The 13,205-nt window shown below is 70.3% G+C and carries 10 protein-coding genes; 3 read left to right on the forward strand and 7 right to left on the reverse strand.

Annotated elements, in window-relative coordinates; genetic code table 11:
* Nucleotides 1-11 precede the first annotated feature (11 nt).
* The 3 genes from K5L01_RS04400 to K5L01_RS04410 all read right to left on the reverse strand — a co-directional run bounded on the left by K5L01_RS04400 (nt 12) and on the right by K5L01_RS04410 (nt 3,885).
* Nucleotides 12-2,153: a putative bifunctional diguanylate cyclase/phosphodiesterase gene (locus K5L01_RS04400; RefSeq protein ID WP_250062270.1), complete on the reverse strand. Its 2,142-nt coding sequence runs from the start codon at nt 2,151-2,153 to the stop codon at nt 12-14.
* On the reverse strand, nt 2,150-3,067 hold the full coding sequence (locus K5L01_RS04405) for a phosphate/phosphite/phosphonate ABC transporter substrate-binding protein (protein WP_250062272.1): 918 nt from the start codon (nt 3,065-3,067) through the stop codon (nt 2,150-2,152). The genes K5L01_RS04400 and K5L01_RS04405 overlap by 4 nt, the downstream gene beginning before the upstream one ends.
* A 62-nt stretch (nt 3,068-3,129) precedes the next feature.
* Nucleotides 3,130-3,885: an RNA methyltransferase gene (locus K5L01_RS04410; RefSeq protein ID WP_250062274.1), complete on the reverse strand. Its 756-nt coding sequence runs from the start codon at nt 3,883-3,885 to the stop codon at nt 3,130-3,132.
* A gap of 120 nt (nt 3,886-4,005) precedes the next feature.
* Between K5L01_RS04410 and K5L01_RS04415 the strand changes: the two genes are divergently transcribed.
* Nucleotides 4,006-4,833, forward strand: coding sequence for an inositol monophosphatase family protein (locus K5L01_RS04415; protein WP_250062276.1), 828 nt, complete (start codon nt 4,006-4,008; stop codon nt 4,831-4,833).
* Between the two features lie 159 nt (nt 4,834-4,992).
* On the opposite strand, the gene K5L01_RS04420 is transcribed toward K5L01_RS04415, so the two are convergent.
* The 3 genes from K5L01_RS04420 to ispG all read right to left on the reverse strand — a co-directional run bounded on the left by K5L01_RS04420 (nt 4,993) and on the right by ispG (nt 7,841).
* Nucleotides 4,993-5,640 carry a response regulator gene (locus K5L01_RS04420; protein ID WP_250062278.1) on the reverse strand — a complete coding sequence of 216 codons (648 nt, stop codon included), beginning with the start codon at nt 5,638-5,640 and terminating at the stop codon, nt 4,993-4,995.
* A gap of 244 nt (nt 5,641-5,884) precedes the next feature.
* Nucleotides 5,885-6,595: a phosphatase PAP2 family protein gene (locus K5L01_RS04425; RefSeq protein WP_250062280.1), complete on the reverse strand. Its 711-nt coding sequence runs from the start codon at nt 6,593-6,595 to the stop codon at nt 5,885-5,887.
* Nucleotides 6,576-7,841, reverse strand: a complete 1,266-nt coding sequence (ispG, locus tag K5L01_RS04430) for a flavodoxin-dependent (E)-4-hydroxy-3-methylbut-2-enyl-diphosphate synthase (RefSeq protein ID WP_250062282.1) — start codon at nt 7,839-7,841, stop codon at nt 6,576-6,578. The genes K5L01_RS04425 and ispG overlap by 20 nt, the downstream gene beginning before the upstream one ends.
* Before the next feature lie 83 nt (nt 7,842-7,924).
* Here ispG and K5L01_RS04435 point away from each other — a divergent pair, with 83 nt between their 5' ends.
* Nucleotides 7,925-9,151 carry an ATP-binding protein gene (locus K5L01_RS04435; protein WP_250063465.1) on the forward strand — a complete coding sequence of 409 codons (1,227 nt, stop codon included), beginning with the start codon at nt 7,925-7,927 and terminating at the stop codon, nt 9,149-9,151.
* A complete protein-coding gene (locus K5L01_RS04440; RefSeq protein WP_250062284.1) occupies nt 9,148-9,714 on the forward strand; it encodes a response regulator transcription factor in 567 nt (188 codons plus the stop codon). Before K5L01_RS04435 ends, K5L01_RS04440 begins: the two co-directional genes overlap by 4 nt.
* A gap of 890 nt (nt 9,715-10,604) precedes the next feature.
* On the opposite strand, the gene acnB is transcribed toward K5L01_RS04440, so the two are convergent.
* Nucleotides 10,605-13,196 carry a bifunctional aconitate hydratase 2/2-methylisocitrate dehydratase gene (gene acnB / locus K5L01_RS04445; RefSeq protein WP_250062285.1) on the reverse strand — a complete coding sequence of 864 codons (2,592 nt, stop codon included), beginning with the start codon at nt 13,194-13,196 and terminating at the stop codon, nt 10,605-10,607.
* Nucleotides 13,197-13,205: the final 9 nt, after the last annotated feature.

Genomic DNA, 13,205 nt, shown 5'->3' on the forward strand with positions numbered 1-13,205 from the left:
CGCGCCGCCGTTCAACCGGCGGCGGACGGCGACTGCAGCAGGCACACCAGCGCCTCCGGATCCAGCGGACTGGCCAGCCAGTAGCCCTGCACCAGGTCGCAGCCGCGCTCGCTGAGCAGCTCCAGCTGGGCCGGCTGCTCGATGCCCTCGGCGACCGCGGTGATGCCCAGCGCGTGGGCCATCGAGATGATCGCGGTGGTCAGCGCCAGGTCGTCGGGATCGCGCTGCAGGTCGGCGACGAAGCTCTTGTCGATCTTGACCCCGTCCACCGGCACCTGGCGCAGATGGCTCAGGCCCGAGAACCCGGTGCCGAAATCGTCCAGCCAGACCTTGACGCCGGTACGGTGCAATTTTTCCAGCAGGGTCGCGGCGAGCATCTCGTCGCCGATCACCGCGGTTTCGGTCAGCTCCAGGTGCAGCCGCGACGCGTCCAGCCCCGATGCTTTCAGCCCCTGCTCGACCGCGGCGACCAGCTCGCCGCTGTGCAGCTGCCGCGGCGACACGTTGACCGAGACGAACAGCGCCTCGCCGGCGGCATTGCGGGGCCACTTCGCGGCCTGCATACAGGCCGCACGCAGGACCTTGGGGCCCAGGCTCTGGATCAGCCCGCTCTGCTCGGCGATGTCGATGAAGATCGACGGCGGCACCAGCCCCAGCACCGGGTGCTGCCAGCGCAGCAGGGCCTCGCCGCCGACCGGCATGCGGTCCAGGGTCCGGAAGATGGGCTGGTAGACCAACTGCAGTTCGTTGCGCTCCCAGGCGCCGCGCAGTTCCTGCTCCAGGTGCAGGCGCCGGCCCACGGCATGGTCCAGGGCGCGGCTGTAGTAGTGGAAGCAGTGCTTACCGGCGAGCTTGGCCTGGTACATGGCGATGTCGCCGTTCTTCAGCAGCTCCGAGGCGTCGGCCGCATCCTCCGGGAACAGGCTGATGCCGATCGAACTGCCGAGGAAGATCTCCCGCCCCTGCACCTCCAGCGGATGCTCCAGGTCGGCGACCAGCCGCTTGGCCAGCGCGGTGGCCATGGTCTCCACCCTGCCGGCGTCGTTGCCGATCAGGATCACGAACTCGTCGCCGCCGAACCGGGCCAGCATCGCCTCCTCGCCCCCGTCCTGTTCGACCGCCAGCGCGATGCGCTGGGCGAACTGCAGCAGGGCATCGTCGCCGGCCTCGTGGCCGAGGGTGTCGTTGACCCGCTTGAACTCGTCGATGTCGATGAACAGCAGCGCCAGCCCCTGGCCATGGGCACGTGCGGCCAGCAGGCGGTGGTCCAGCGCCTCGCGGAACGCCAGCCGGTTGGTCAGCCCGGTCAGCGAATCGGTATAGGCCATCCGCCGTACTTCGCGGTCGTGGCGGGCGATGCTCTGGCTCATCCGGCCGAAGGCATGCAGCAGCTCGCCGACCTCGTCGCCGCGGCCGGTATCCTGCTGTTCCAGGTGGTAGTCGCCGGCCTCGATGCGCCGTGCGGCGGCACCGAGCCAGCGGATCGGCCGGACCAGCGTGCGCTGTACGTACAGCGCCATCAGGCACGCGAACCCGACCAGCACCATCAGCATCAGGGCCGCCCAGCCCAGTTGCCGGCGGCTGGCCTCGCCCATGCGCTGGGCAAGCGCGGACATCGCCTCGGCCTCCTGCGCGCGCAGCTGGGCCAGGTCCATGCCCAGCCGCAGTCCGCCGATGCGCTGGTCGCCGACCCGCACTGGCAGGTCCATCTCCAGCACCATCGGCGACTCCTGCACCCGCAGCGCCTCGGCACCGATCGCCCCGGCCGCCAGCGGATCGCGCATCCGCCGGCCGTAACCGGCCACCTCGACCGAACCGTCGTGGATCAGGCGCCCCTCCGCGTCATGCACCAGCACGTAGCTGACCGACTTCTGGCTGGCGGTGCTGCGCACCAGCACCCCGATCGCGTCCAGGTCGGAGTAGTACAGCGGGTTGACCAGGGCGTCGGCCAGCGATTCGGCCAGCGAGCGCCCCTGCTCGCGGACACTGTGGTCGAACACCTGGCTGACCACGCTGCCACTGGCCTGCAGCAGCTCGCGCTGGGCCGCGGCCTGCCTGGCCAGCAGCACCACCACGATCGCGATCACCACCAGGACCGCGCCCCCCGCCGCGCACAGGAACCGTGCCTGCAGTCCGAAATGCGGCCGTTTCATTCGACGTCCATGCGGACCCGCGCGAGACCCGCGCGCAGCCGCTCCAGGGCCCGTTCGCTGTCCGGATCCAGCCGCCGGAAGGCCGTGGTTCCGAAGAACTTGCGCAGCGCCGGACCCGCGGCCGGATCGCCGCTGGCCTCCAGCAGCACCTCCTGCAGGCGCGCGCGCACCGCCGGGTCCAGCCCGGGACGCACCATCTCCACCGCGCGCGGGACGTCCTCGCTCTCGTACAGCACGCGCATGTCGCGCCGGAACACCGCCGGCATGCGCTGCTCGTCGGCCCAGTCGATGCTGCTGATCGCGCCCGCGTCGACCACCCGCTTGTGCACGAAGGTGGAGATGTTCAGCTCGGACCGCGCGAACACGTAGCCCACCGTATCGGCGGTGGGCGTGTCCTGGGGCGTCAGCAGGATCTCCGGGCGGATGCCGTGGCCGAGCAGTTCCATCACCGGCACCAGGTAGGCACTGGTGGACCAGACACTCTGCATCGCCAGGGTATGCCCCTTCAACTCCTGCAGGGTGGTGATGGGGCTGTCGCGGCGCACGAAGAACACGCTGTGGTAGGCGGCCACGCCGCCGCGCTCGGTCAGCAGCAGCGGTTCGGCGCCGCTGCGCTGGCGCAGCGCCATGGCGGTGCCGGAGGTTTCCGTCACCCAGTCCACGCGGCCGCGGCGCAGGTAGCTGGCCATCTGCTGCATGTCCTTGGCCATCAGGATGTGCCCCTCGAGGATGCCCACCCCGCGCATCCGCGGCACCACGTAGTCCAGCAGCGGTTTCAGCTGCTCGTAGTGCGACTTGGGGTCATCGCTGAGCCGCCCCAGGACCAGCACCGAGCGGTCGGTCGCCCCGACGGATGCCGGCAACACGGCGGCCACCACCAGCACGGCGGCCCAGAGCCATCGTGAAACACGCACACCGGCGTCCCCAAAGGAATATCCGCCACAGACTATCCGATAAACGGCCGCGTACGGACGCCTCAATGTCGATCCTCGCCGGCCAGCCGGGCCATGCGCTGGGCATCGGACAGGATGCCGCGCAGCAGGCGCACCTCCTGCTCGGAAAGATCGGCCTTCATGAACAGACGCCGCAGCTTGCGCATCGCCGACTGCGGCGCGCGCCCCTTGTGGAAATCGATCTGCTCCAGGGTGTCGCCCAGTTGCCCGAACAGGCCTTCCAGCTGCGCGTGGCTGGCCGGCGCATCGCCATGGCCCGGCTCGGCCGCCGCCGCGGCCTGCCCCTGCAGGCCGGCCATGCGCACCGAATAGGCCAGCACCTGCACCGCCGCCGCCAGGTTCAGCGAACTGAATTCCGGATCGGAGGGAATATGGACCGCGGCATGGCACAGCTGCAGCTCGTCGTTGCTCAGCCCGGTGCGCTCGCGCCCGAACACGAACGCCACCTCCGCCGGCTCGGCGGCGCGCTCCACGGCCCGCTTGCCGGCCGCTTCGGGCAGCAGCTCGTCCAGTTGCACGCGCCGCGAACGCGCCGTGCAGCCCAGCACCAGCCGGCAGTCGGCGACCGCCTCGGCCAGGGTGGCGAACTGCCGGGCGTCGCCGAGGACGTCCTCGGCGCCGGCCGAGCGGCGGTAGGCGGCATCGTCCGGCGCTTTCTCCGGCGCCACCAGCACCAGCCGCGACAACCCCATGGTCTTCATCGCCCGCGCCGCCGCGCCGATGTTGCCGGGGTGCTGGGTGCCGACGAGGACGAAACGGATGCGGGCAGTAGCGTGCATGGTGAAAAAGTCGGGAGCGGGACAGCCGCAGATGGTAAACTGCGCGGCCGGCCTGTGCGCCGGCACCGCTCTTTCCCCTCGCCAATCCGGTCCACTTCGCCTTCACGGGAGCCCTCCGCCATGCAGAAACCCGCCGTCAACGTCATGGTCAAGGCCGCCCGCCTCGCCGGCAACGTCCTGTTGCGCAACATCAACCGGCTTGAAGCGCTGAACGTGGTGCAGAAGGGCCGCATGGACTACGCCAGCGAAGTCGATGGCGATGCGGAGAAGGTCATCATCAAGGAGCTCAAGCGCGCCTATCCGGACTACGGCATCTACGGCGAGGAAGGCGGACTGCAGGGCAACGGCCGGCAGATGTGGGTCATCGACCCGCTGGACGGCACCAGCAACTACCTGCACGGCTTTCCCCACTACTGCGTGTCCATCGCCCTGGTCGAGAGCGGCGAGCCCACCGACGCGGTGATCTTCGATCCCCTGCGCAACGAGCTGTTCACCGCCTCGAAGGGCGCCGGCGCGGTGCTCAACGACCGCCGCATCCGCGTCTCCGACCGCAAGGACCTGGAAGGCGCCATGGTCCATACCGGCTTCGCGCCGCGCGAGCGCGCCCGCGCCGGCAGCCAGTTGCGGACCATCGACACCCTGCTCGACCAGGCCGAGGACATCCGCCGCACCGGCTCGGCCGCGCTGGACCTGGCCTACGTCGCCTGTGGCCGCACCGACGCCTATTTCGAGGCCGGCGTGAAGGCCTGGGACATCGCCGCCGGCGTGCTGCTGGTGCGCGAGTCCGGCGGCAAGGTCTGCAACTACCGCGGCGCGCCATTGGCACGCATGGACGACAAGGGCCCGGAAACCCAGCAGGTGATCGCCGGCAGCCTGAAGGTATGCGAGGCGCTGCAGAAGCTGATCGTCAACAGCGGCTATGCGGCCGAGTTCGACCCGCGGTTCTGACGCCGCGACGCCTCGGCCCCCACTCGGCCACGGCAAGCCGGCGCGGGCGCCCTCGCCGGCCTGAGGCCCCTGATGCATCGACATGCCGGGCTGCCGGGCCGCTGCGCACCCGGCAGCGCCGGCACCGGCGCCCCATCCCCGAAACGCCGCCCCCCGCGCTCAGATCTCCCTGGACGGCTCCACGACGCCGTACTGCGTGGCCAGCCGCGCCAGCGCGATGTTGTCCTGCACCCCGGTCTTCTGGAACAGGCGCGACTTGTGGGTGTTGACCGTCTTGGCGCTCAGGCTCAGCCGCCGCGCGATCTCTTCCTGGCGTCGTCCCTGCATCAGCAGCAGGGCCACCTCCATCTCCCGTGGCGACAGCTCGTCGAACGGGGAGTCGCCACGCTCCAGCTTGGACAGCGCCAGGTTCTGCGCGATGGCGCTGGCCAGGTAGCGGCGGCCGGAGGCGACATCGTGGATGGCGCGCACCAGTTCCCGGGCATCCCCGCCCTTGCCGACATACCCCGAGGCCCCCGCCTCCAGCAGGCGCTTGGGCATGGGCCCGTCCTCCAGCACCGAGACGATGATGACCCGGGTGCCGTGGTCGCCCCGGACAATCCGCTCGGTGATCTCCAGCCCGCTCAGCCCCGGCAGGTAGAGGTCGCACAGCACCACGTCGGGCTTCAGCCGGCGGATCTGCGGCAGCGCCGCCTCGCCGCTGTCGGCCTCGCCCACCACCTCGATGGTGGGCTCGCCCAGGAGGATCATCTGGATGCCGGTTCGCACCAGCACATGATCGTCCACGAGAAACACTCTGATCGTCACGACACATTCCCTCCCCGGATATCCCGATGACAATGCCCGCCAGCCGTGGCCCGGCCCCTACCGGCGGACAACTCCTCGATCCACACCATGGCGACGGTAACGCCCATTATCGTTCAGAAGCGGACATTCTGCGCGGACGGCCGTGCACTCCCGGTGGTTGTCCCGGAAGCGCCCCTTCACGACCATCGCCCCCACCTTGCCGCGGCACTGTATCGGATCACATCAGTCCAATGCGCATGCCTGGCTAGGAGTTCCCCGCAGCCACCGCGACGGCCGGGGGCGACCAACGGTGGCGGTACATCAGCGCATGCACCCCGGCCACCCAGGCCAGCGCCGCGCACCAGCCGGCGAGGATGTCGGAGGGATAGTGCACGCCCAGGTATACCCGCGACAGGCCGACGCTGGGCACCGCCAGCACCGCGGCGGCCAGCACCGGCCAGCGCCAGCGCGTGCCCCAGGCCAGGAATACCAGGGTGGCCGCCAGCGTCATCGAGCCCATGGCATGGCCGCTGGGAAAGCTGAACGTGCTCTCCGGGGCGACCGACTCCCACAGGCCGGGACGGGCCCGCTGGAACAGCTGCTTGCTGCCCAGGTTCAGCAGCGCCGAACCGGCCACCGCGGTGGCCGCGAACAGCGCCTCGCGCCAGCGCCGGCAAAGGGCCAGCACCGCCAGCAGCAGCAGGTCCAGCGGAATCACGCCCCACTGGTAGCCCAGGCGCGAGACCAGTACGGACAGGGCGTCCAGCCGTGGCGACGACAGCCCGTGCATGCGCCACAGCAGCGCGGCGTCGAAGTGCAGCGACTCGGCGCCATGGATCTCGTCGGCCAGGGTCACGAACCCGGCCAGCGGCAGCAGCAGGCAGACGAACAGCACGGCGATGCGCCAGCCGTTGTGCACCAGCCAGCTGCGGATCCGGGCCGCCTCGCGGCGGGCCTCAGCCGGCGCCGCGCGCATAGCGGGTCTCGACGTAGTCGTCGATCAGCGCCACGAACTCCTGCGCGATGTTCTCGCCCCGCAAGGTGACCTTCTTCTGGCCGTCCACGAACACCGGCGCGGCCGGTGCCTCGCCGGTGCCCGGCAGGGAGATGCCGATGTCGGCGTGGCGCGATTCGCCCGGGCCGTTCACGATGCAGCCCATCACCGCCAGGGTCATGCTCTCCGCCCCCGGGTGGCTGACACGCCAGAGCGGCATCTTCTCGCGCACGTGGTCCTGCACCACCCGGGCCAGCTCCTGGAAGAACTCCGACGTGGTGCGCCCGCAGCCCGGGCAGGCCGTGACCATCGGCGTGAACGCGCGCTGCCCGGTGGTCTGCAGCAGTTCCTGGGCGACGATCACTTCCTGGGTCCGCGGCTGCCCCGGCTCCGGCGTGAGCGAGATGCGGATGGTGTCGCCGATGCCTTCCTGCAGCAGCACCGCCAGCGCCGCGGCGGACGCGACGATGCCCTTGCTGCCGATGCCCGCCTCGGTGAGGCCCAGGTGCAGGGCGAAATCGGAGCGCTGCGCCAGGTCGCGGTAGACCGCGATCAGCTCCTGCACCCCACTGACCTTGGCCGACAGCACGATGCGCTCGCGCGGCAGGCCCAGCTCGACCGCGGTCTCGGCCGAATCCAGCGCCGAGCGGATCAACGCCTCGCGCAGCACCCGGCCGGCATCCCACGGCTGCTCGCGCTGGCTGTTCTCGTCCATCAGCCGGGCCGCCAGGGCCTGGTCCAGCGACCCCCAGTTGGCGCCGATGCGCACCGGCTTGTCGTACTGGATGGCGAACTCGATCAGCTGCGCGAACTGGGTGTCCTTCTTCTTGCCGAAGCCGACGTTGCCCGGGTTGATGCGGTACTTCGCCAGCGCCTCGGCGCAGGCCGGCTCGCCGGCCAGCAGCTGATGGCCGTTGTAGTGGAAGTCGCCGATCAACGGCACCTCGACCCCCATCATCCGCAGTTTCTCGACGATGCGCGGGATGGCCGCGGCCGACTCGGCGTTGTTGACCGTCAGCCGCACCATTTCCGACCCGGCGCGCCAGAGCTCGGCCACCTGCCGGACGCTGGCGGCGATGTCGGCGGTGTCGGTGTTGGTCATCGACTGGACGACCACGGGATGGCCGCCGCCGACCTTCACCCCGCCGATGTCCACGGCTCGGGTGATGCGTCGGGGCCAGGCGGTGGCGTCGGCGGGGGGAGTCGGGCGGGTGACGGCGTCGTGCATGGCGCGCATCTTAACGCGCCGGCTTCGCGTACCGCATGAATCCCGGGCGAGCGGCACTGCGCGCGAACGCCTACGATGCGCACATGGACTTCCCGGACACCTCGTTCCAGCGCACCCTGTGCAGCCTGCGCTGGCTGGCCACCGCCGGCCAGGCCACCGCCATCCTGGTCGCCACCTGGCTGCTGGGGCTGGACCTGCCGCTGGTGCCGTTGTGGAGCGGCGTATGCGTGCTGGCGCTGTTCAACCTGTCCGTGCAGCTGCACGTGCACGCCACCGACCCGGCGCCGGTCACCGCCTTCGGGCACATCCTGGTCGATGTCGCGGTGCTGACCTGGATGGTCGGCTGGAGCGGCGGCATCGCCAATCCGTTCGGCTCGCTGTTCCTGATCCTGATCGCGCTGGCCGCGCTCGCCCTGCCCCTGCGCTGGACCCATGCGGTGGCCGCCGCCTGCGTGGCCGGCTATGCGACGAGCGCGGTGTTCGGGCGGCCGCTGCAGGGCGGCTACTTCGATTCGATGAGCCTGCACCTGTGGGGGGCGGCGGCCAACTTCCTGCTGTCCAGCGTGGTCGTGCTGGTGTTCTCCACGCGCCTGGCGGCGGCCCTGCGCGAGCGCGAGAACCAGCTGGCGCTGCTGCGCGAGCGCTTCGTGCGCAACGAGGGCATCGTCGCCCTGGCCACGCACGCGGCCTCGGTGGCGCACGAGCTGAACACCCCGCTGGCGACCATGACCCTGCTGGCCGACGACATCGCCGAGCAGCAACCGGGCAACCCGGAGATCCAGGAGGACCTGGACACCCTGCGCGAGCTGCTGGTGCAGTGCCGGGAACGGGTGCTGGCGCTGGCCGCGCCGGCCGAGGGCGCGCGCAGCCGGGCGCGGGTGTCGATCGGCGACATCCTCGAGCAATGGCGGCTGGTGCGCCCGACGGTGCAGCTGCGCCGCAACCCCGACGTTCCGCTGCGGCTCGCCCTTGATCCGGGCGTCGGCCACCTGCTGCAGGTGCTGCTGAACAACGCCGCCGATGCCGGCGAGGCCCTGGGCAATGCCCGGGTCGACCTGGACCTGCGGGTCGCCGAAGGCCACCTGCATGGCGAAGTGCGCGATTATGGGCCCGGCTTCAGCGCCAGCCAGGCCGCCCTGCCCGGTACCCTGTTCAACAGCGGCAAGACCGACGGCATGGGCGTGGGCCTGGCGCTGTCGCACGCCACCATCGAACGGCTGCACGGAGAGCTGTGGATGCGCCCGGCCGAAGGCCGCGGCGCACGCGTCGGCTTCCGTCTGCCCCTTGCCAACCTGGAAGCCCCCCGATGACCGCTCCCTCCCTATGCGGCCTGCTGGTCGACGACGACCCCCTGTACCTGCGCACCCTGCAGCGCAGCCTGGCCCGCCGCGAGATCCAGACCGACACCGCCCACGACCTGGCCGGCGCGCTGGAGCAGGCCACGCGCTCGCCTCCGGCCTTCGCGCTGATCGACCTCAAGCTCGGCAGCGAATCGGGGCTGGCGCTGATCCAGCCGCTGCGCGAGCTGCGCGCGGACATGCGCATCCTGCTGGTCACCGGCTATGCCTCCATCGCCACCGCGGTGGAAGCGATCAAGCTCGGCGCCGACGACTACCTGCCCAAGCCGGCCACCGTGCCGATGATCCTGCGGGCACTGGGCGAGACCGACGACGGCCACGAGGAACCGGAGGACGTGGAGCCGCCCGATGCCATGACCCCGATCAGCCGCCTGCAGTGGGAACACATCCAGCAGGCCCTGCACGAGACCGGTGGCAACGTCTCCGCGGCCGCGCGCCTGCTCGGCATGCACCGCCGCTCGCTGCAGCGCAAACTGCAGAAACGGCCCAGCCCGGAACGCGACCCGAACCGTTGAGGACGGCGTTGGCCCCTGGGGTGTCCAGGCGTGCCCGCCCCCGAGAGAGCTCCCTCCGGCACTCGCCGCCGCCGGCGCGGTCCTTCCGCTCCGGCATTCAAGAGCGGTGTTCGCCGTCCCCCCTTTCATCCTCCTCCTGAACTGCGCGGGACGTTCCGCGGAGCCCCCGGGAGACGGGGCATCGCCCCATGCTATGGCGTTCTATCGGCGCAGCGGCGACAGAACCGGCCCGCTCCCGCGTCCGTCATCCCCACGACAAGCCCGCCGCTCCGGCATGCCCGCTGCTCCGCATGCAGCAGGACGTCGCAAAGGCCGAATGAATCCGCATCGCCCCGCCTGTATCGCGGCGAAGGCATGCCGTCTTCGATACGGAACGGCACGGCGACCCCGACACCCCCGCCAGCCGCATCCCCGTCATGGTTGGCGCGGACGATCCGCCAGCCGAGCACGGCCTGCGGCGCCGCGCGGGTGGCATCCCGGTTCAGGCCGACCCTCACCACCTGCAGGCAGCTGACCGCCCCACGCTGCCCACGCCCGCCCGGATCGTCACATTCCCTTCAACGCCGTCTCTCTTCACCACGAACGGAGAGGCGGGGGGATGGGCACGCAGCTACGTTTCATCGAGGCGCGCGGTGGAAGGCGTCCCAAGCTGCCCCTCTTCGCAGCGCACGGCCGGCGCGGCGCCAGGCATCCCGATCAGCATCGGCACGACAACGAGCGCCCCGCGGCGGGGCGACCCAAATCGCCCGTGCAGCTTCTTCTCCAACGCGGCGCCCCTTGCCGATCCCGGAAGGAACGGAGGGCGGACACTGCAATCCGGCGCGCCCTGCGGGTGACCCCGAAAAATGGAACGCCCGGCCGACGCCGGGCGTTCCACATGCGGGCCAGGCTTACGCCGCGACGGTGTCGGCCACGTCCTTGTACTCCGCGATCTGGTCGAAGTTCATGTAGCGGTAGATCGCATCGCCGTTGGCGTTGATCACGCCGACGTCCGCCATGTACTCCTCGCGGGTCGGGATCCGGCCCAGGCGCGCGCAGATCGCGGCCAGCTCCGCCGACCCCAGGTACACGTTGGTGTTGCGGCCCAGGCGGTTCGGGAAGTTGCGGGTCGAGGTCGACATCGCGGTGGAGCCTTCGCGGATCTGCGCCTGGTTGCCCATGCACAGCGAGCAGCCCGGCATCTCGGTGCGTGCGCCGGCGTTGCCGAAGGTGCCGTAGTGGCCTTCCTTGGTCAGCTCGCTGGCGTCCATCTTGGTGGGCGGCGCGATCCACAGGCGCGTGGGCAGGTCGCGCTTGCCTTCCAGCAGCTTGGCGGCGGCGCGGAAGTGGCCGATGTTGGTCATGCACGAACCGATGAACACTTCGTCGATCTGCGCGCCGGCCACGTCGGACAGGGTCTTCACGTCGTCCGGGTCGTTCGGGCAGGCCACGATGGGTTCATGCACGTCGGCCAGGTCGATCTCGATGACCGCTGCGTACTCGGCGTCGGCGTCCGGCTCCAGCAGCTGCGGGTCGGCCAGCCATGCTTCCATCTTCTCGATGCGGCGCGCCAGCGAACGGGCATCGGCATAGCCCTCGGCGATCATGTTCTTCAGCAGCACGATGTTGCTGTTGAGGTACTCGATGATCGGCTCCTTGTTCAGGCGCACGCTGCAGCCGGCGGCCGAGCGCTCGGCCGAGGCGTCGGACAGCTCGAACGCCTGCTCCACCTTCAGGTCCGGCAGGCCCTCGATCTCGAGGATGCGACCGGAGAAGATGTTCTTCTTGCCGGCCTTGGCCACGGTCAGCAGGCCCTGCTTGATCGCGTACAGCGGGATGGCGTTGACCAGGTCGCGCAGGGTCACGCCCGGCTGCAGCTGGCCCTTGAAGCGCACCAGCACCGACTCGGGCATGTCCAGCGGCATCACCCCGGTGGCGGCGGCGAAGGCGACCAGGCCGGAGCCGGCCGGGAACGAAATGCCGATCGGGAAGCGGGTGTGGCTGTCGCCGCCGGTACCGACGGTGTCCGGCAGCAGCATGCGGTTGAGCCAGCTGTGGATCACACCGTCGCCGGGACGCAGCGAGATGCCGCCACGGGTGGAGATGAACTCCGGCAGGGTGTGGTGGGTCTTGACGTCCACCGGCTTCGGATAGGCCGCGGTGTGGCAGAACGACTGCATCACCAGGTCGGCCGAGAAGCCCAGGCAGGCCAGGTCCTTCAGCTCGTCGCGGGTCATCGGCCCGGTGGTGTCCTGCGACCCCACCGAGGTCATCTTCGGCTCGCAGTAGGTGCCCGGGCGCATGCCCTGGCCTTCCGGCAGGCCGCAGGCGCGGCCGACCATCTTCTGCGCCAGCGAGAAGCCCTTGCCGGTGTCGGCCGGCTGCACCGGCAGGCGGAACAGTTCGGTGACCGGCAGGCCCAGCGCCTCGCGTGCCTTCGCGGTCAGGCCGCGGCCGACGATCAGCGGAATGCGGCCACCGGCACGCACCTCGTCGAACAGCACCTCCGACTTGACCTGGAACTCGGCGATCACCTTGCCGTCCTTCAGCGCCTTGCCTTCGTAGGGGCGCAGCTCGACGACATCGCCGTGCGCCATCTCCGTCACGTCCAGCTCGATCGGCAGCGCGCCGGCATCTTCCATGGTGTTGTAGAAGATCGGCGCGATCTTGCCACCCAGGCAGACGCCGCCGGCGCGCTTGTTCGGGATGAACGGGATGTCGTCACCGGTCCACCACAGCACGCTGTTGGTGGCCGACTTGCGCGAGGAGCCGGTACCGACCACGTCGCCGACGTAGGCGACCAGGTGGCCCTTTTCCTTGAGCGACAGGATCTGCTGGATCGGGCCGCGCTTGCCGTCCTCTTCCGGGGTGAACGGCGCGTCGTCGCGCTTGTTCTTCAGCATCGCCAGGGCGTGCATCGGGATGTCCGGGCGGGTGGTGGCGTCAGGCGCCGGCGACAGGTCGTCGGTGTTGGTCTCGCCGGGCACCTTGAACACGGTGATGGTCAGGCTTTCCGGTACTTCCGGCTTGCTGGTGAACCACTCGGCATCGGCCCAGCTGCGCAGCACCGCCTGGGCATGGGCATTGCCGGCCCGGGCCTTGTCCTGCACGTCGTGGAAGGCATCGAACACCAGCAGGGTGTGCTTCAGGCCGTCGGCGGCCAGGGCCCCCACCTCGGCGTCGTCCAGCAGCTGGATCAACGGTGCGACGTTGTAGCCGCCCAGCATGGTGCCCAGCAGCTCGGTGGCGCGCGCGCGGTCGATCAGCGCGCTGCGCTCGCTGCCCAGGGCGATGGCGGCCAGGTAGGACGCCTTGACCTTGGCGGCATCGTCGACGCCGGCCGGCACCCGGTGGGTGATCAGGTCCAGCAGGAACTCGGCCTCGCCGGCCGGCGGGTTCTTCAGCAGTTCGATGACATCGGCCGTCTGCTGCGCGCTCAGCGGCAGCGGCGGGATGCCGAGCGCAGCGCGCTCGGCGACGTGGTGGCGATAGGCTTCCAACATGGCAACTCC

It is taken from the genome of Stenotrophomonas mori, assembly GCF_023556335.1.
GTDB lineage: Bacteria > Pseudomonadota > Gammaproteobacteria > Xanthomonadales > Xanthomonadaceae > Stenotrophomonas > Stenotrophomonas mori.